At 66.2% G+C, this 18,670-nt stretch carries 16 protein-coding genes; 5 read left to right on the top strand and 11 right to left on the bottom strand.

Annotation, left to right across the window (positions count from 1 at the left end):
• Nucleotides 1-104: 104 nt before the first annotated feature.
• On the top strand, nucleotides 105-770 hold the full coding sequence (gene msrA / locus Ga0609869_RS06760) for a peptide-methionine (S)-S-oxide reductase MsrA (RefSeq protein WP_125408350.1): 666 nt from the start codon (nucleotides 105-107) through the stop codon (nucleotides 768-770).
• Here msrA and Ga0609869_RS06755 read toward each other — a convergent pair.
• Together Ga0609869_RS06755 and Ga0609869_RS06750 are read right to left on the bottom strand one after the other, a co-directional pair.
• Nucleotides 731-1,627 carry a ribokinase gene (locus tag Ga0609869_RS06755; protein ID WP_125408349.1) on the bottom strand — a complete coding sequence of 299 codons (897 nt, stop codon included), beginning with the start codon at nucleotides 1,625-1,627 and terminating at the stop codon, nucleotides 731-733. The two genes, msrA and Ga0609869_RS06755, sit on opposite strands and share 40 nt — an antisense overlap.
• 2 nt (nucleotides 1,628-1,629) lie before the next feature.
• The gene (locus Ga0609869_RS06750; protein WP_125408348.1) at nucleotides 1,630-3,885 is read right to left on the bottom strand and encodes an NADP-dependent malic enzyme; all 2,256 of its coding nucleotides are present in this window, start codon (nucleotides 3,883-3,885) and stop codon (nucleotides 1,630-1,632) included.
• Between the two features lie 159 nt (nucleotides 3,886-4,044).
• On the opposite strand from Ga0609869_RS06750, the gene mutS reads away from it, so the two are divergent.
• Nucleotides 4,045-6,666, top strand: coding sequence for a DNA mismatch repair protein MutS (gene mutS, locus Ga0609869_RS06745; protein ID WP_125408727.1), 2,622 nt, complete (start codon nucleotides 4,045-4,047; stop codon nucleotides 6,664-6,666).
• On the opposite strand, the gene Ga0609869_RS06740 is transcribed toward mutS, so the two are convergent.
• Complete coding sequence (locus Ga0609869_RS06740) at nucleotides 6,663-7,220, bottom strand: nucleotide exchange factor GrpE (protein ID WP_125408347.1); 558 nt, start codon at nucleotides 7,218-7,220, stop codon at nucleotides 6,663-6,665. The genes mutS and Ga0609869_RS06740 overlap by 4 nt on opposite strands.
• A 3-nt stretch (nucleotides 7,221-7,223) precedes the next feature.
• On the bottom strand, nucleotides 7,224-8,309 hold the full coding sequence (hrcA, locus tag Ga0609869_RS06735) for a heat-inducible transcriptional repressor HrcA (protein ID WP_438826865.1): 1,086 nt from the start codon (nucleotides 8,307-8,309) through the stop codon (nucleotides 7,224-7,226).
• Between the two features lie 101 nt (nucleotides 8,310-8,410).
• On the opposite strand from hrcA, the gene rph reads away from it, so the two are divergent.
• Genes rph through hemW form a run of 3 tightly spaced genes read left to right on the top strand, consistent with a single transcriptional unit; the run spans nucleotide 8,411 to nucleotide 10,890 of the window.
• The gene (gene rph, locus Ga0609869_RS06730) at nucleotides 8,411-9,127 is read left to right on the top strand and encodes a ribonuclease PH (protein WP_125408346.1); all 717 of its coding nucleotides are present in this window, start codon (nucleotides 8,411-8,413) and stop codon (nucleotides 9,125-9,127) included.
• 1 nt (nucleotide 9,128) lies between these two features.
• Complete coding sequence (gene rdgB, locus Ga0609869_RS06725) at nucleotides 9,129-9,737, top strand: RdgB/HAM1 family non-canonical purine NTP pyrophosphatase (RefSeq protein ID WP_125408345.1); 609 nt, start codon at nucleotides 9,129-9,131, stop codon at nucleotides 9,735-9,737.
• Nucleotides 9,738-9,768: 31 nt separating this feature from the next.
• On the top strand, nucleotides 9,769-10,890 hold the full coding sequence (gene hemW, locus Ga0609869_RS06720) for a radical SAM family heme chaperone HemW (RefSeq protein WP_245972442.1): 1,122 nt from the start codon (nucleotides 9,769-9,771) through the stop codon (nucleotides 10,888-10,890).
• Nucleotides 10,891-10,893: 3 nt separating this feature from the next.
• On the opposite strand, the gene Ga0609869_RS06715 is transcribed toward hemW, so the two are convergent.
• From Ga0609869_RS06715 to Ga0609869_RS06685, 7 genes are all read right to left on the bottom strand, one after another.
• Nucleotides 10,894-11,796: a ParB/RepB/Spo0J family partition protein gene (locus Ga0609869_RS06715; RefSeq protein ID WP_125408343.1), complete on the bottom strand. Its 903-nt coding sequence runs from the start codon at nucleotides 11,794-11,796 to the stop codon at nucleotides 10,894-10,896.
• Nucleotides 11,797-11,809: 13 nt separating this feature from the next.
• The gene (locus tag Ga0609869_RS06710; RefSeq protein ID WP_125408342.1) at nucleotides 11,810-12,619 is read right to left on the bottom strand and encodes a ParA family protein; all 810 of its coding nucleotides are present in this window, start codon (nucleotides 12,617-12,619) and stop codon (nucleotides 11,810-11,812) included.
• Complete coding sequence (gene rsmG / locus Ga0609869_RS06705) at nucleotides 12,612-13,232, bottom strand: 16S rRNA (guanine(527)-N(7))-methyltransferase RsmG (RefSeq protein ID WP_125408341.1); 621 nt, start codon at nucleotides 13,230-13,232, stop codon at nucleotides 12,612-12,614. Before rsmG ends, Ga0609869_RS06710 begins: the two co-directional genes overlap by 8 nt.
• Nucleotides 13,229-15,094 (bottom strand): tRNA uridine-5-carboxymethylaminomethyl(34) synthesis enzyme MnmG, encoded by a 1,866-nt coding sequence (mnmG, locus tag Ga0609869_RS06700; protein ID WP_125408340.1) that lies wholly within the window; start codon nucleotides 15,092-15,094, stop codon nucleotides 13,229-13,231. The genes rsmG and mnmG overlap by 4 nt, the downstream gene beginning before the upstream one ends.
• Before the next feature lie 12 nt (nucleotides 15,095-15,106).
• Complete coding sequence (gene mnmE, locus Ga0609869_RS06695) at nucleotides 15,107-16,393, bottom strand: tRNA uridine-5-carboxymethylaminomethyl(34) synthesis GTPase MnmE (protein WP_125408339.1); 1,287 nt, start codon at nucleotides 16,391-16,393, stop codon at nucleotides 15,107-15,109.
• A 19-nt stretch (nucleotides 16,394-16,412) separates the two neighbouring features.
• Entirely contained in the window at nucleotides 16,413-17,684 is a 1,272-nt protein-coding gene (gene rho / locus Ga0609869_RS06690) for a transcription termination factor Rho (protein ID WP_125408338.1), read from the bottom strand.
• A gap of 116 nt (nucleotides 17,685-17,800) precedes the next feature.
• The gene (locus Ga0609869_RS06685; protein WP_125408337.1) at nucleotides 17,801-18,250 is read right to left on the bottom strand and encodes a CopD family protein; all 450 of its coding nucleotides are present in this window, start codon (nucleotides 18,248-18,250) and stop codon (nucleotides 17,801-17,803) included.
• Between the last annotated feature and the right edge of the window lie 420 nt (nucleotides 18,251-18,670).

Genomic DNA, 18,670 nt, shown 5'->3' with positions numbered 1-18,670 from the left:
GGCACATGTTACAAGCGGTCCCGCTTGCGTGAGGTCACGGGCTTGTGGTTAACGCGGCCGGCGCGGCGCGGCCTATTCTCGGCCAACAATCAGAGGAGGCCGTCATGTTCGCGTCTATTAGAAACGTCAAACCGATGCTCTTGGTGCTGGCCATCGCCCTGGGCGTGGCCGCCGAATGCCGCGAGGCGAGCGCCGCATCGCCCGAAACCGCCGTATTCGCGGGCGGATGTTTCTGGTGCGTCGAGGCGGATTTCGAAAAGGTCAAAGGCGTTGTCGAGGCGGTGTCGGGCTTTGCCGGCGGCACCGTCAAGAACCCGAGCTACAAGCAGGTCGTGCGCGGCGGCACCGGTCATTACGAGGCGGTCGAGATCACCTACGACCCCGACCAGGTGAGCTATGCCCAGCTTTTGCACCTGTTCTTCCGTTCGGTCGATCCGACCGATGCGGGCGGCCAGTTCTGCGACCGGGGCGACAGCTATCGCACCGCGATTTTCGTCTCTGACCCGGCCGAAAAGGCCGCGGCAGAACAGGCCAAGGCCAAGGCGCAAAAGGCCCTGGGGCAGACCGTTGTCACGCCCATCCTGGCGGCGGCGCCGTTTTACCCGGCCGAGGAATATCACCAGGATTATTACAGGAAGTCCGACCTGATCCTTACCCGCTTCGGACCCAAGTCCAAGGCGGAGGCGTACAAGCGCTACCGCGACGGCTGCGGGCGCGACCGGCGGGTGCGTCAGCTTTGGGGCGACGCCGCCCCTTTCGCCGGGTCCTGATCGTCGGCGAGGAACGCGTCGATCTCGGCCCGGCCTGGCATCGCGTCTGCAGTCCCTGGCCGTGTGACCTGCAACGCGGCGGCAGCGGCGGCAAAGCGCAGCGCATCGGCCCGGCCGGCGCCGGCATCGAGCGCGGCGGCGAGCGAGCCGATGAAGCAGTCGCCGGCCCCGGTGGTATCCACGGCCCGGACGGGGAAGGCGGGCTGGTAAAGCTCGTCGTCCCCCGTCCGCCAGCGCGCACCGCCTTTACCCTCGGTCACCACCGTTTCCGGCACGGCCACATCGCCCAGCGCGGCCCCAAGCTGCGCCGCCTCCACAGCGTTGAGCACCAGCAGAGAAACATGGGGCAGCACCGCGCGCACCGCCGCCACATCGAACGGCGCGGCGGAATAGACCACCCTCAGGCCGCGGGCGGCACCCAGACGCGCCGCCTCTTCCTGATGCGAGGTCTCGTTCTGAATGAGCAGCGTGTCGCCCGGCCCCGCGTCGCCCAGAACCGCGGCGATTCGCGCCGGATCCTGCCGCCGGTTCGCGCCGGGAAAGATCACGATCGCGTTCTCGCCATCGGGCGCCACGGTGATGACAGCGTGGCCCGTGGGCGTGTCGACCTCGGCCACGCCCGAGACATGGACGCCGAACTGCGCCAGGCGCGCCACCGCCCAGCCGCCATCGGCACCCACCGCACCAAGATGCACGACCTGCGCGCCGGCGCGGGCCGCCGCGACCGACTGGTTGGCCCCCTTGCCGCCCAGCCCGGTAATCAACTCCTCCGCCGCAAGGGTTTCGCCCGCCGACGGTAGACGGGCCACCTTGTAGCTGTGATCGGCGTTGATCGAACCGAGGCAGTAGATCGTCAAGTTCAGACCTCGCAGGCGGCAAGCAGCGCCATGTTGGTGATGTCGTTCACCGTCGCCCCGGTCGAGCAGATCTGGATCGGCTTGTCGACGCCCGAAAGAATAGGGCCGATCACGGTGGCGCCGGCCATCTCCTGTATCAGCTTGACCGAGATCGAGGCCGAGTGCCGCGCCGGCACGACCAGCACGTTGGCCGGGCCCGAAAGCCGGCAGAACGGGTATTTCGACATCGCCGCCGGGTTCAGCGCCACGTCGACGGTCATCTCGCCATCGTACTCGAAATCGACCCCGCGGGCATCCAGCACCTTGGGCGCGAGATGCATCTTGGTGGCGCGTTCACTGACCGGGTGGCCAAAGGTGGAAAAGCTGAGAAAGGCGACCCGCGGCTCCAGCCCCAGGCTGCGCGCGACCTCGGCGCCGCGCTGGGCGATATTGGCCAGGTCCTCTTCCTCGGGCCATTCATGGACCAGCGTGTCGGCGATGAAGACGATCTTGCCCTTGTGCAGTAGCGCGGTGACGCCCACCGCCCCGTCTTCGGCGCGCGCGTCGAAGACGTGGTTGATCAGCTCCAGCACATGGGCCGATTTTCGCGTCGCCCCGGTGACCAGCGCATCGCCATGCCCGTGCGCCAGCATCAACGCCGAAAAGACGTGCCGGTCGCGCTGGGCCAGGCGGTTGATGTCGTGGGCGTCGTAGCCCTGGCGCTGCAGCCGCTGGTAAAGGAACGAGCGGTACGCCTCGAGATGCCGGGTGTTGGCCGCGTTGACCACTTCGAGTTCGCGGTAGGCATCGCCGAGGCCCGCCTGTTCCAGCTTGTCCTTCACATCGGACTCGCGGCCTACCACCAGTGCCTTGCCGTAGCCCGAGCGCTGATAGCTGACGGCGGCACGCAGCACCCGCTCGTCGTCGCCCTCGGCAAAGATCATGCGGGCCTGTGCCGCCTTGGCCCGCGCCGCGATTCCCGACAGCACCGAGGCCGTCGGATCCATCCGCGCCTTGAGCGTGTGGCGGTAGTTGTCCATGTCGACGATGGGCCGGCGCGCCGCCCCGGTGTCCATGCCCGCACGGGCCACCGCGGGCGGGATCGTGTAGATCAGCCGCGGGTCGAAGGGCGTGGGAATGATGTAATCGCGCCCGAAGGACAGCTTTTGGCCATAGGCCATCGCCACCTCGTCGGGCACGTCCTCGCGGGCCAGCTCGGCCAGCGCCTCGGCGCAGGCGATCTTCATCTGGTCGTTGATCGCGCGGGCGTGGATGTCCAGCGCCCCGCGGAAGAGATAGGGAAAGCCCAGAACGTTGTTCACCTGGTTGGGATAGTCGCTGCGCCCTGTTGCGACGATCGCGTCGGCGCGCACCGCGTGGGCCTCTTCCGGCGTGATCTCGGGGTCGGGGTTGGCCATGGCGAAGATCACCGGGTTGTCGGCCATGCTGGCGATCATCTCGGGCGTCACCGCGCCCTTGACGCTGACGCCGAGGAACACGTCGGCGCCCTTCATCGCGTCTTCCAGCGTGCGGGTGTCGGTCTGGGCTGCATGGGCCGATTTCCACTGGTTCATGCCCTCGGTGCGGCCCTGGTAGATCACGCCCTTGGTGTCGCAGGCGATGCAGTTGTCGTGCTTTGCCCCCATCGCCTTGATCAGCTCAAGACAGGCGATGCCGGCCGCGCCCGCGCCGTTCAGCACGATCTTGCAATCCTCGATCTTCTTGCCCGAGATGTGCAGCGCGTTGATCAGCCCCGCGGCGCAGATCACGGCGGTGCCGTGCTGGTCGTCGTGGAAGACGGGGATGTCCATCTCTTCCTTGAGGCGCTGCTCGATGATGAAGCATTCCGGCGCCTTGATATCCTCGAGGTTGATGCCGCCGAAGGTGGGCCCCATCAGCTTGACCGCCTTGATGATCTCGTCGGGGTCCTCGGTATCCAGTTCGATGTCGATGGCGTTGACGTCGGCAAAGCGCTTGAACAGCACCGACTTGCCTTCCATCACCGGCTTGGAGGCCAGCGCGCCCAGGTTGCCCATCCCCAGGATGGCCGACCCGTTCGAGATCACGGCGACCATGTTGCCCTTGGTCGTGTAGTCATATGCCGTCTCGGGCGCGTCGGCGATGGCCTGCACCGGCACCGCGACGCCGGGCGAATAGGCCAGGCTTAGGTCGCGCTGAGTCGTCATCGGCTTGGTCGCGACGATCTCGTATTTCCCCGGCACGGGGTCGATGTGATAGCTCAGTGCCTCTTCGGGCGTGATTTTCGATTTGTCGGCCATTCCGGGCGTCTCCTCCTGATCTGCCGGTCATAGCGGGCCGGGACGCCGGCCTCAATAGAATCGGAATTGCCGCTTTTCCCGCCAAGATGCGGTTTGTAAGGTCCGCTGACCAGCGAACCGGGGGGCAGAGTGAGCGGGGATAGCGCAACCGTCACGCCGATGATGGCGCAATATCTGGAGATCAAGGAGGGCCATCCAGGCGCGCTTCTGTTCTACCGGATGGGCGATTTCTACGAGATGTTCTTCGATGACGCGGTGGCCGCGGCCGCCGCGCTGGACATCGCGCTGACCAAGCGCGGCAAGCATAAGGGCGCCGATATCCCGATGTGCGGCGTACCGGTGCACGCGGCGGAGAGCTACCTTTTGACGCTGATCCGCAAAGGCTTTCGTGTCGCGGTCTGCGAGCAGATGGAAGACCCCGCCGAGGCCAGGAAGCGCGGCGCGAAATCGGTGGTGCGGCGCGAGGTGGTGCGCCTCGTCACCCCCGGCACGCTGACCGAGGATTCGCTGCTCGAGGCGCGTCGGCACAACTATCTTGCGGCCTTCGCCGAGGTGCGCGGCGAGGGGGCGCTGGCCTGGGTCGATATCTCGACAGGGGCGTTCCGCGTGATCCCCTGCCCGCCCGTGCGGCTGGGGCCCGAACTGGCACGGCTGGCCCCGCGCGAGGTCGTCATTTCCGAAGCCTGCCACGACGATTGGGCCGGACTCGTCACTGAATCGGGCGCCGCACTCACCCCGCTCGCCCGGTCGAGCTTTGACAGTACCGGCGCCGAGGCGCGGCTGACCGGCCTGTTCGGGGTCAGGACGCTCGACGCCTACGGCCGTTTCGGCCGGGCCGAACTGTCGGCGATGGGCGCCATCGTCGAGTACCTGGACCTGACCCAGAAGGGGCGGCTGCCGCTGCTATTGCCGCCGGTGCGCGAACTGGCCTCGGGCGCGGTGCAGATCGACGCCGCCACGCGGCGCAACCTGGAACTGACGCACAGCCTGTCGGGCCGGCGCGACGGCAGCCTGCTGGCCGCGATCGACCGCACGGTGACGGCCCCCGGTGCCCGCCTGCTGGAGCGGCGGCTTTCCAGCCCCTCGACCGAATTGCCGGTCATCCGGGGCCGGCTGGCGGCGGTGGCGTTTCTCGTGGAACGGTCCGATCTGGGCGGCCGGCTGCGGGCCGGGCTCAGGAAATGCCCCGACATCGACCGCGCGCTGTCGCGTCTGTCGCTCGACCGGGGCGGCCCGCGCGACCTGTCGGCGATCCGCAACGGGCTGGAACAGGGGGTCGATATCCTTCTCTCCCTGCCCGAGGCCGACCTGCCCGCCCCGCTGGCCGCGGCGCGGGATGCGCTGATCGGCCACGATGCCCTGCTGACCCGACTGGGCGACGCCCTGGTGGCCGACCCGCCGCTGATGGCCCGTGACGGCGGGTTCATCGCCAATGGCTTCGATGCCGATCTGGACGAGGCGCGACGCCTGCGCGACGAGGGGCGGTCGGTCATCGCAGGGATGCAGGCCCATTTCTGCCAGCAGACCGGCGTCGCCTCTTTGAAAATCAAGCATAACAACGTGCTGGGCTATTTCATCGAAGTCACGGCCACCCATTCCGACAAGATGCTCTCGGCCCCGCTGTCCGAGACCTTTATCCATCGCCAGACCACGGCCAACGCGGTGCGCTTTACCACCGTCGAGCTGTCAGAGATGGAAACCCGCATCCTGAACGCCGGAAATCGGGCGCTGGAAATCGAAAAACGTCTCTATGACAGCCTGAAAGCTGCGATCCTGGACGAGGCTGCCCGCATTTCCGCCGCCGGGGCGGCCCTCGCCGAGATCGACCTGGCCGCCGCCCTTGCCGATCTGGCCCGCGACGAGGATTGGTGCGCGCCCGAGACCGACGACAGCCGCGTGCTGGAGGTCGAGGGCGGCCGGCATCCGGTGGTGGAAAAGGCCCTGCGCGCGGGCGGCGGCGGGCCGTTCGTGGCCAATGATGTGTCGCTGGGGCAAGGCACCGATATCTGGCTGCTGACCGGGCCCAACATGGCCGGCAAATCCACATTTCTGCGCCAGAACGCGCTGATCGCGCTCCTGGCGCAGACGGGCAGCTACGTGCCCGCCCGCCGCGCGCGGGTCGGGCTTGTTTCACAGATCTTCAGCCGGGTCGGCGCGGCCGACGATCTGGCCCGCGGCCGGTCGACCTTCATGGTCGAGATGGTGGAAACCGCCGCGATCCTGAACCAGGCCGACGACCGCGCATTGGTCATCCTCGACGAGATCGGCCGCGGCACGGCCACCTATGACGGGCTGTCCATCGCCTGGGCGACGCTGGAACACCTGCACGATGTCAACCGCTGCCGGGCCTTGTTCGCCACGCATTACCACGAGTTGACGGGGCTGGCGCACAAGCTGGCGGGCGTCGACAACGCCACCGTCGCCGTCAAGGAATGGCAAGGCGAGGTGATCTTTCTGCACGAGGTGCGCAAGGGGGCGGCGGATCGGTCCTACGGGGTGCAGGTGGCGCGCCTGGCCGGGTTGCCCGCCGCGGTGGTGGATCGTGCCCGCGTGGTGCTGGACGCGCTGGAGCGCGGCGACCGCGAGGGCGGACGCCCGCAAAAGACGCTGATCGACGATCTGCCGCTGTTCTCGGCCGCCACGCAGGCCCCGCCGGCCGCCGCAGCCCAGGGCCCCTCGCCGCTGAATGAAAAGCTCGCCGGGGTGCATCCCGACGAGCTGACACCGAAGGCGGCGCTGGATCTGATCTACGAGTTGAAATCGCTCTCCGGCGAAGACTAACCGGCCGGGGTCGACGACACGCCCACCTGCGCCGGCCGCAAGAGCCTGTCGTGCAGCATGAAGCCCACCGTCATCACCTGAATGATCTCACCGGCCTTGGTGCCGGGCACCGGGGCCTCGAACATCGCCTGGTGAAGCTGCGGGTCGAACGTGTCGCCCTCTTGGGGCGCCAGCCGCTCGATCCCGTGTTTGGCGAACACGTTCAGCAGCTCGCGCAGGGTCAGCTCGACGCCCTCCAGGAACGCCTTGTTGGCCTCGCGCTGTTCCTCGCTCACCACGTCGAGGGCGCGCGAGAGGTGATCGTAGACGGGCAGCATATCGCGGGCCAGTTTCGAGCCGCCGTATTGCTCGGCCTCGCGCCGGTCGCGCTCGCCGCGCTTGCGCGCGTTTTCGGCATCGGCCAGCGCGCGCATGAACCGGTCGCGCAGCTCGTCGCGCTCGGCGCGCAGTGTCTCGTACTCGTCCTCCTGCGCCCCGGCTTCCGCCAGGTCGGGCGCGTCAGCCTCGGCCTGCTCGTCGATGTCGATGCTGTCGTCTTTTTTCGCTTCTGCCATGTCTTACCCCTTGCCCCGGTCAGAGATCAGCCGCCCGACCAGTTGCGCCGTGTAATCGACGATGGGAACGATCCGCCCGTAGTTCAGCCGGGTCGGCCCGATTACGCCCACGGCGCCGATAATCTTACGATCCGCGTTCATATATGGAGAGACCACCAAAGAGGAACCCGAAAGTGAAAAAAGCTTGTTCTCAGAGCCGATGAAGATGCGCACGCCTTCGCCGTCTTCGGCAAGTTCAAGAAACTCGACGATATCGCGCTTTCGTTCGAGGTCGTCGAACAGGTTTCGGATGCGTTCGAGATCCTCCACCTCGGGCCCGTCGCCCAGGAGGTTGGCGCGCCCGCGCACGATCAGGCGCTCATAAGGCTCGCCCTCGTTCTCCCAGATGGCCATGCCGCTTTCGATCATGTCGCGGGCGAGGCCGTCGAGCTCTCTCCGGCGGCGGACGATCTCGGCCTCCATCACCTCGCGCAGGTCGGTCAGGGTCTTGCCCTCGGCCAGCGCGTTGACGAAATTCGCGGCCTCCCGCATCGCCGACGGGGTGTGCCCGGCCGCCGGTCGGAACACGCGGTTCTCCACGTGCCCGTCGGCAAAGACCAGCACCGCGAGCGCCCTGTCGGGCGCGAGGCTGACGAACTCGATATGCCGAATCGGCGCCTCGTGCTTGGGCGCCAGCACCAGGCTGGCCCCGTGCGTCACGCCCGACAGCGCCGACCCCACACGGTCGAGCATGGTGGCCACGTCGCGCTCGTTGCTGCCCATCGTCGCGTCGATCTTTTCGCGGTCGGCGGCATCGAGGCTGTTCACCTCCAGCAGCCCGTCGACGAACATCCTCAGCCCCAGTTGCGTGGGCACCCGCCCCGCCGACACGTGCGGGCTGTCGAGAAGGCCGAGATATTCGAGATCCTGCATCACGTTGCGGATGGTGGCCGCGCTGACCTTTTGGCTCATGCTGCGGGTCAGAGTGCGCGACCCCACCGGGTCGCCGCTGTCCAGATAGCCTTCGACCACCCGCCGAAACACCTCGCGCGAGCGTTCGTTCATTTCCGCGAGAATGTTGGCACTCTCGTTCACCGGTCTCATCTCCATGAAGCCCCGCCATTAAAGGGCAGCTTGGCGTGGCGTCAATCGGGCTTGCATCGCGCGGCGCGGCATGGGAGCAAAGCGCCGAATTCATATGAGGACGACCCATGCGCCCGTCTGGTCGAGAGATAAGTGAAATGCGCCCGATTTCAATCGAGACGGGCGTCACGAAACATGCCGAAGGGTCTTGCATGATCAAGGTCGGCGACACGCATGTGCTGTGCACCGCCTCGCTGGAGGAGCGCGTGCCGCCGTTTCTGAAAAACAGCGGGCTTGGGTGGGTCACCGCCGAATACGGCATGCTGCCGCGCGCCACGGGCAGCCGGATGCGCCGCGAGGCGACGGCCGGAAAACAGGGCGGACGCACCGTCGAAATCCAACGCCTGATCGGGCGCAGCCTGCGTGCAGGCGTCGACCGGGTGGCGCTGGGCGAACGTCAGATCACCGTGGATTGCGACGTCATCCAGGCCGATGGCGGCACCCGCTGCGCGTCGATCACCGGCGGCTGGGTCGCCCTGCGGCTGGCCGTCGACAAGCTGATGAAAACCGGCGAGGTCATCTCGGACCCGCTGATCGAGCCCGTCGCGGCGGTGTCCTGCGGGATCTACGCCGGCCAGCCCGTGCTGGATCTCGACTACCCCGAGGACAGCGAGGCCGGGGTCGATGGCAATTTCGTGATGACGGGCCACGGCCGGCTGATCGAGGTGCAGATGTCGGCCGAGGGGGCCACCTTCAGCCGTGCGCAGATGGATACGTTGATGGAGCTGGCCGAGACGGGCGTCGCCCAGCTTGCCGCCGCGCAAAAGGCCGCCGTGGGGCGCTGAGATGCGGCGCTTTACCGACAAGACACTCCTGGTGGCGACCCACAACCGCGGCAAGCTGGAAGAGATCGCGCATCTGCTCGACCCGTTCGGCATTTCCGTGACCTCGGCGGCCGATCACGGACTGCCCGAACCCGAGGAAACCGAAACCTCCTTTGTCGGCAACGCCCGGATCAAGGCCCACGGCGCCGCCCGTGCCTCCGGCCTGCCCGCGCTGGCCGACGATAGCGGGCTGGAGGTCGCGGCGCTGGACGGCGCGCCGGGCGTCTACACCGCAGATTGGGCCGAAACAGGCTCTGGCCGGGACTTCCCCATGGCGATGGAAAAGGTCTGGCGCAAGCTCGAAGAGGCGGCCGCGCCCGAACCCAGGCTTGCCACGTTTTGCTGCACCTTCGTGCTGGCCTGGCCCGACGGGCATGACGAGGTGTTTGCCGGCCGGATGCCGGGGCGCATCGTCTGGCCGATGCGTGGCGATCAGGGCCACGGCTACGACCCGATCTTTCAGCCCGAGGGCTACGATATGACCTTTGGCGAGATGGACCGCTGGGAAAAGAACAAGATCAGCCACCGCGCCCGCGCCTTTGCAGAGTTGGTGAAGGTCTTTGACCGCTGAGATTTGGCAGGCGGGCGGGTTCGGCCTCTATATGCACTGGCCGTTCTGCCTGGCGAAATGCCCGTATTGCGATTTCAACTCGCACGTCTCTGCCGAGATCGATCAGGCCCGCTGGCAGCGCGCCTACCTCGCGGAAATCGACCGTGTTGCAGCCGAAACCGGGCCGCGGGTACTGAACAGCGTGTTCTTCGGCGGCGGCACGCCCAGCCTGATGGCGCCGGACCTGGTGGCCGCGATCCTGGAACGGGTGCGCGCCGCCTGGCCGGCCGCGAACGACCCCGAAGTCACGCTGGAGGCCAACCCGACATCGGTGGAATCGGGCCGCTTCAGAGCCTATCGGGACGCCGGCGTTTCCCGTGTCTCGATGGGCATCCAGGCGCTGAACGACGCCGACCTCAAGCGGCTTGGGCGGATGCACAGCGTGGCCGAGGCCCGCGCTGCCTTTGACGTGGCGCGCGACAGCTTTGACCGGGTCAGCTTTGACCTGATCTATGCGCGGCAGGATCAGCGCCTCGAAGACTGGCAGACGGAGCTGACCGAGGCGCTGGGGATGGCCGCCGATCACCTGTCACTCTACCAGTTGACCATCGAACCCGGCACCGCCTTCGGGGACCGCCACGCGCGGGGCGGCCTGCGCGGCCTGCCCGACGACGACCGCGCCGCCGACCTTTATGCCGCCACCCAAGAGATCTGCGAGACCGCCGGTCTGCCCGCCTACGAGATTTCCAACCACGCGCGACCCGGGGCGGAATCGCGCCACAACCTGATTTACTGGCGCGCCGGCGATTATGCCGGTATCGGCCCCGGCGCACATGGCCGCCTGACCCTGGGCGGCACGCGCTGGGCCACCGAGACGCCGCTGGCGCCCGCAGCGTGGCTGGACGCGGTCGAGACGCGGGGCGACGGAGAGCTGCCGCGCATGCCCCTGTCGCCCGCCGATCAGGCGGCGGAATACCTGATGATGGGGCTGCGGCTGCGCGAGGGCATTTCCCTGGACCGTTACGAAGCGATCGCCGACCAGACCGTTAATGATAATAAAATCAAGGATTTATCGGAAATTGGCCTGGTCGAAACCACCGGCGGCACCCTGCGCGCCACCGCAACCGGCCGCAGCCTGCTCAACGCTCTTCTGCGCGCGCTATTGCCGGACTGACCGCTACTCGAAGATGTTGCCCGAACTGGCCGTCAGCTTGCCGCACAAGGTATCGAGCTGATCGAGCGTCCGGTAGCGGATCACCACCTCGCCCGATTCGCCGCCGGGCCGATGGTCGATGCTGACGGTCATCCCGAGATTGGCCGACAGGTCTTCTTCCAGCGCGCGGGTGTCGGCGTCCTTTTCGGCCACGGCCTTGGGCTTGCGCGGCACTTCGGCCGTGGGCTTGCGGGTCATCGCCTCGGTTTCACGCACCGACAGGCCGCCCTCGATCACCCGCCGCGCCAGTGCAACCGGGTCGTCGCTGGTGATCAGCGCGCGGGCATGGCCCGCCGACAGCCGCCCCTCGCGCAGATGGGTCTGAACCTCGTCCGGCAGTTGCAGAAGCCGCAGCAAGTTGGCGATATGGCTGCGGCTCTTGCCCAGCGCCTCGGCCACCTTTTCCTGGGTATGGCCGAATCGATCCATCAACTGGCGATAGCCGGTCGCTTCGTCCACCGCGTTGAGGTCGGCGCGCTGGATGTTCTCGATGATTGCGATTTCCAGCACTTCGACGTCGTCAAGCTCGCGGATGATCACCGGCACATCGTGCAACTGCGCGCGTTGCGCGGCGCGCCAGCGCCGCTCGCCCGCCACGATTTCGAACGCGCCCTCGCGCTTTTTGCTCGGCCGCACGATCAGCGGCTGGATGATCCCCTTTTCGCGGATCGAATCGGCCAGCTCGCCCAGTGCCTCGTCGGAAAACTGCCGCCGCGGCTGGTCGGGGTTCGGCTCCAGCAGCTCCAGCGGCAGGGTCTGGTCGGGTTTGCGCGCAGGCGCGTCGCCCTCGGGCTCGATGTTCACATCGGCCATCAGGGCCGACAGCCCCCGCCCAAGGCCACGGCGTTCGGGTTTTTTCGTGTTCATGCTCTGCCTCCGCTTATCCCGCTGCCGACAGCTTGCCGCGCAACATCTCGCGCGCCAAGGCCCGATAGGCTGCGGAACCCTTCGAGGCCGGGTCGTATTCCAGCACCGGCACCGCAAAAGACGGCGCCTCGCTGACGCGGACATTGCGCGGGATCACCGTGTCGAAGACCAGCTCGCCCAGGTAGGCGCGTGCATCATGTTCCACCTGTTGAGACAGCTTGTTGCGCGAATCGGCCATGGTCAGCACCACGCCCTCGATCCGCAAACGCGGATTCGCAGTCTGGCGCAATTCGCGGATCGTCAGCATCAGTTGCGATAGCCCCTCCAGCGCGAAGAACTCGCTTTGCAGAGGCACCAACACCGAATGCGCCGCGACCATCGCGTTCACCGTCAGCAGGCTGAGCGATGGCGGGCAGTCGATCAGGATATAATCAATGCCATAGCTGTCGATCGCGGGCTGGCGCAGTGCGTCATGCAGCAGATAGCTGCGCTTTTCATTCGCCACCATTTCAATGTCGGCCGAGCTGAGGTCGGTCGTGGCCGGCGCGATCAGCAGGCCGTCGACATTGGTGGCCCGAATCACCTCGGACAGGGGCGCATCCTCCAGCAACAGGTCGTAGGTTGTCCGCGTGCGCTGCTCGGCCTCGATCCCGAGCCCGGTAGAGGCGTTGCCCTGCGGGTCGATGTCGACGATGAGGACGGTCATACCCTCATCGACCAGCGCCGCGCCCAGGTTGATGGCGGTGGTCGTCTTGCCGACCCCGCCTTTCTGGTTGGCCACAGCGATGATTTTCGGCGCGTACGGGCGCGTGGGATCAGACACGGGAAATGCCTCCGATTCTTAGGATAACGCCGTCTGCCTCGGTCCGGCTGGCAACTGTTTGAACGTCGAACTGCCAGGATGCAAGCGCCGCGGCGACTTCGCCGCGATGGCGTGCGCCTTTTGGGAACAGGGCCACTCCGCCTGCCGCCAGATGCCGTTCTGCATAGCCCAAAAGCACAATCAAAGGCGCCAGCGCGCGGGCGCTCAGCACCTCTGCGCCCAGCGGCGAAACCTCTTCGATTCGGGCGGGTCGGATATCGGCCGCGACCCCGGTATCCCGCGCGACGGCTTGCAGGAAAGTCGCCTTGCGCTTGTCGCTTTCGACCAGGGTCACGGCCAGCGACGGCCGCAGTTCGGCCGCGAGAATGGCAATGACCATCCCCGGAAACCCGCCCCCGCTGCCCAGATCGGCCCAGGTCTCGGCACCTTCCGGCGCTAGCGAAAACACCTGGGCGGAATCGGCGATGTGCCGCGTCCACAGCGCGTCGAGCGAGGCGGGCGAAACAAGGTTGATCGCCCGGTTCCACTTGCGCAGCAGCGCCGCGTAGATTTCGAGCCGCTCGAATGTTTCACGTGAAACATCAAGCCCCAGCTCGGCCTGGCTGGGGGTCATGCGCTGCGCCGCTGCGCCTGCCGCAGCTTGGCCAGCACCAGGGCCAGCGCCGCCGGCGTCATCCCGTCGATTCTCGCGGCCTGGGCGAGGGTTTCGGGCCGCGTCGACGACAGTTTTTGCCGCAACTCGCTCGACAGGCCATCAATCGACGCAAAATCCATGTCGGCGGGCAAGCGCACCGCCTCGTCCCGCTTCATCTGCGCAACATCCTGCGCCTGCCGGCGGATGTAGTTGGCGTAAAGCGCATCGCGCGCCACCTGGGCCCGCGTTTCCGCGTCCGCCGCGGCCAGCCGCGAATCCAGCGGCAGCAGGTCGTCAAAGCCCACATCCGGAAAGGCCAGCAGGTCCATGCCCGACCGGCGGGTGCCATCGGCATTCACCCGGATCCCGGCGGCAGCGACCTCCTTCGGTGTCAAGGACATGCCGTCCAACACCTCGCGCACCTGGCCAATCCGATCCATCTTTGCCAGAAAGGCCTGCCGTCGGGGCTCGCCGACGCATCCGATGTCCATGCCCAGTGGCGTTAGCCGCTGGTCGGCGTTGTCGGCCCGCAGCGACAGGCGGAACTCGGCCCGCGAGGTAAACATCCGGTAGGGCTCGCTCACACCGCGGGTGACAAGATCATCGATCATGACGCCGATATAGCTGTCGGTCCGCTGAAACCGTGTCGCGTCGCGCCCCAAGGCCGCAAGCCCCGCGTTCAGCCCCGCCACCAGCCCTTGGGCGGCGGCCTCTTCATAGCCGGTCGTGCCGTTGATCTGCCCGGCAAGGTACAGCCCCGCCACATCACGCAGCCGCAACTCGGCCGTCAAGGCGCGCGGATCGACGTAATCGTATTCGATGGCATAGCCCGGCTGCAAAATGCGCGCGGCCTCCAGCCCGGCGATGGAGTGCACATACGCGTCCTGCACCTCTTCGGGCAAAGAGGTGGAGATCCCGTTGGGATAGACCGTCACATCGTCCAGCCCCTCGGGTTCGAGGAAAATCTGGTGCGAGTCCTTGTCGGCGAAGCGCTGCACCTTGTCCTCAATCGAGGGGCAATAGCGCGGCCCGACGCCCTCGATCCGCCCGCCATACATGGCCGAGCGGCCGAGATTGTCTCGGATAATCTGATGCGTGCGCGCGTTGGTATGCGTGATCCCGCACGCCACCTGCCGCACGAACGGCGCCCGGTGCAAAAAGGAAAACATCACCGGGGAGTCGTCGCCGGGCTGCTTGTCCAGCGCAGCCCAATCGATGGTGCGCCCGTCCAGCCGCGGCGGCGTACCCGTCTTGAGCCGCCCCAGCGGCAGGCCGAACCCGTCGATCCGCTCGGCCAGGCGCACTGCCGGCGAATCACCCATGCGGCCCCCGGCGATCTGCCGTTCGCCGATATGGATCACGCCACGCAGGAACGTGCCCGTGGTCAGCACGACGGCAGCAGCCTCCAGCCGTGTCCCATCGGCCAGCACCACGCCGCAAACACCGCCGGCCCGCTCGATCAGGTCGACGGCCTCGCCCTCGATGATCGTCAGGTTTTCGCATGTCCCCAGCATATCCTGCACCGCGGCACGGTACAGCCGACGGTCGGCCTGCGCCCGCGGCCCCTGCACTGCGGGACCCTTGCGGCGGTTCAACAGGCGGAACTGGATGCCGGCGCGGTCGGCCGCCCGGCCCATCAGCCCGTCCAGAGCGTCGATCTCTCGGACGAGGTGGCCCTTGCCCAAGCCGCCAATGGCCGGGTTGCAAGACATCACGCCAAGATCGGTTCGGCGCAATGTGACCAGTGCAGCACGCACGCCCAGCCGCGCGGCCGCATGGGCCGCCTCGGCCCCTGCATGACCGCCGCCGATCACCACCACATCGAATGCGCGATGTTTCACGTGAAACACTCCTCACTTTCCGAGGCAGAAACTCGCGAAGATCTCGTCGAGCACGGCCTCGACATCCACGCGCCCCACAAGCGAATCAAGCGCCCGGATCGCGGCCTGCACATCTTCCGCCGCGAGTTCCGCCGCAGCCTCGCCCATAGATATATGCTCGCCAGCAGATTCGATAGACACCAGCGCACGTTTCATCGCGGCCCTGTGGCGTTCCCGCGTGGCAGTTGCAGCACCCTCCGCCCGGCCCTCCAGAACCATTGTCACCCGCGCGATCAGCTCAGACAGCCCGGCCCCCGTCTTTCCCGACACGGCCAGCCGCCCTGCCGCGTGCAGGTCGGCCTTGCCCAAGACCACGATATCCTCGGGCCCCGGCTCGATCCCCAGGGTGGACCCGGTTTCGTCCAGCAGGAAGATCCGCAGGTCGGCTCCCTGCGCGCGCTGCCGGGCACGGGCGACCCCGATCGCCTCGACCGCGTCGTCTGTCTCGCGCAGACCGGCCGTGTCGAGCATTGTCACCGGTAGCCCGTTCAGCTCCATCCGCACCTCGATCACGTCGCGGGTCGTGCCCGCATGTTCGGAGGTGATGGCCGCGTCGCGCCCGGCCAACGCGTTGAGAAGGGTGGATTTTCCGGCATTCACGGGCCCGACGATGGCCACCTCGAACCCCTCCCGGATACGCTCGGCGATTCCGACGCCGTCGATCTCTCGCGCCAGCTCGGCGGCCACATTTGACAAAAGCGTCGAGACCTCGTCCGACACATCCGCCGGCACCTCTTCGTCGGCAAAGTCGATGGTCACGGTCATCAGAGCGGCGGCGCGAATCAACGCCGCGCGCCACCCTTCGGCCTTGGCCCCCAACGCGCCGGACAGCACGCGCAGCGCCTGCCGGCGTTGCGCCTCGGTCTCGGCCTCCAGGAGGTCGGCCAGCCCTTCGACCTGCGCCATGTCGAGGCAGCCGTTTTCCAGCGCCCGGCGGGTGAATTCGCCCGGCTCGGCGCCGCGCAGCCCATCGACCCGTGACAGCACGCGCAGGATCGCCCGAGACGTGGCCGGGCTGCCATGGCACTGCAACTCGACAACCTCTTCGCCGGTAAAGCTGGCCCCCACCTCGAACCAGATCACCAGCGCCTCGTCCAGCATGGTGTCACCGTCGCGCAACCGGCGCAGCCCGGCCCGGCGCGGCTCTGGCAAGGGACCGGCCAACAGCGCCGCCGCCGCGCGGGCCCTAGGCCCGGAAATGCGAATGACCGCGACGCCCGCTTTGCCGCGCGCCGTCGCCTGGGCGAAGATCGTGTCCATGAAAGGCCCCGGCCCTGGCTCAGGTGTTCATCGAATCGAAGAACTCCGAGTTGGTCTTGGTCTGCTTGAGCTTGGAAATCAGGAACTCGATGGCATCGGTCGTGCCCATCGGGTTCAGGATGCGGCGCAGAACGAAGGTCTTTTGCAGGTCGCCCTTGTCGACCAGCAGATCCTCTTTCCGCGTGCCGGATTTGAGGATGTCCATCGCCGGGAACACGCGCTTGTCGGCCACCTTGCGGTCGAGCACGATCTCGGAGTTGCCGGTGCCCTTGAACTCTTCGAAGATCACCTCGTCCATCCGGCTGCCCGTGTCGATCAGCGCGGTGGCGATGATGGTCAGCGACCCGCCCTCTTCGATGTTCCGCGCCGCGCCAAAAAACCGTTTCGGCCGCTGCAGCGCGTTGGCATCGACGCCGCCGGTCAGAACCTTGCCCGACGACGGCACAACCGTGTTGTAGGCGCGCCCAAGTCTTGTGATCGAGTCGAGAAGAATAACAACATCTCGTTTATGCTCGACCAGCCGCTTGGCCTTTTCGATCACCATCTCGGCCACGGCGACGTGCCGCGTCGCAGGTTCGTCGAAGGTCGAGGAAATCACCTCGCCCTTCACCGACCGCTGCATGTCGGTGACCTCTTCGGGGCGTTCGTCGATCAGCAGAACGATCAGGTAGGTCTCGGGATGGTTGGTCTCGATCGAATGGGCGATGTTTTGCAGAAGCACGGTCTTGCCGGTCCGCGGCGGCGCAACGATCAGCGCGCGCTGGCCCTTCCCGATCGGTGCCACCAGGTCGATGATCCGGGCCGAACGGTCCTTGATCGTCGGATCTTCGATTTCCATATTCAGCCGCTCGTCGGGATAAAGCGGCGTGAGGTTGTCGAAGTTGATCTTGTGCCGGGCCTGTTCGGGATCCTGGAAGTTGATCTTGGTCACCTTGGTGACCGCGAAGTACCGCTCGTTCTCACGCGGGGCCTGCATGACGCCCTGCACCGTGTCGCCGGTGCGCAGCGAATGTTGCCGGATCATGTCAGGCGAGACGTAGATGTCATCGGGGCCGGGCAGGTAATTGGCCTCGGGCGAGCGAAGAAACCCGAACCCGTCCTGCAACACCTCGAGCACGCCATCGCCCGAGATTTCCCAGCCGTCCTCGGCGCGCTCCTTGAGGATGGCGAACATCATGTCGCCCTTGCGCATGGTCGAGGCATTCTCGATCTCGAGTTCCTCGGCCATGGACAGCAGGTCTTTGGGGCTCTTCGCCTTGAGCTCGGCGAGGTTGAGACTCTCTTGGGTCATCGGAAATCCATCGCGATGCACCGGGGCACATCGTCTTTCGCATTACGGGAAGCAGGCGGCCGGGACCGGCCGATTGGCGCCTTCATTAGGCGTCACGTCGCTCCGAGTCAACGATCTCAGAATTTGAAGACGACAGAAAACACGATCACCAGCATCAGGATCGTCGGCACTTCGTTCATCATGCGAAACGCACGGCCGCTGCGCGCGTTGGTTCCGGCAACGAATTCCTTGCGGCGAATCCCCAGCCACATATGGAACCAGGTCATCGCGATGATCGCCGCGCCCTTGGTGTAGGGCCAGATCGACCACCAGTCGACGAGCCCCGGCGTAAAGACCAGCAACAGCCCGAACAGCCACACGGCGATCAGCGACGGGTTCATGATGTATTTGAAGAGCTTCATTTCCATGGTCTGGAACAGCTCGTCCGTGGGCTCGCCTACCGTCACCCGCTCGGTGTGATAGACGAAAAGCCGGGGCAGGTAGAACAGCCCCGCCATCCATGTCAGCACAGCAACGATGTGCAGCGACTTGGTCCAAGGATAGATGCTTGCCAGCAGATCGCCCATCGGGTGCCCCATGCTCCGGTAACGTCGGGCCCCTTCTAAAATAAAAAAGAAAGAAAAGAAAAGATGGGGATGCAGTAGGGGCTGGGGAAAACCGGGATTATCCTGTCCTCCCGACCGTTTTGCACAGCAGACGCGATGTTAACAATTCTGAAGATAACTTGCAGAATAATTTCATACCAAGAATTTTTATATGTATTACAATGAATTAAGTCTGTATTCGCCTCAGCCAACGTGTGGAGAACTTCGGCCAAAGACGCGCATTTCGCCGCAATCCACAATCGCGTGACAACTTGGTCCCCTTGGGACGAAACCGGGGCAATGCTTGACAACCCGGGCGGTTGTTCGCCAAGCCGCGATGCGGGGCGAACGCTCCCACGTTCGTCCCCGGCTGTTACCTTCGTTCATCCACAGGCTCGCCCA

Origin of the sequence: Rhodovulum iodosum (assembly GCF_041020385.1) — a bacterium.
Lineage (GTDB): Bacteria > Pseudomonadota > Alphaproteobacteria > Rhodobacterales > Rhodobacteraceae > Rhodovulum > Rhodovulum iodosum.
This window is presented reverse-complemented; position numbering and strand designations above follow the sequence as displayed.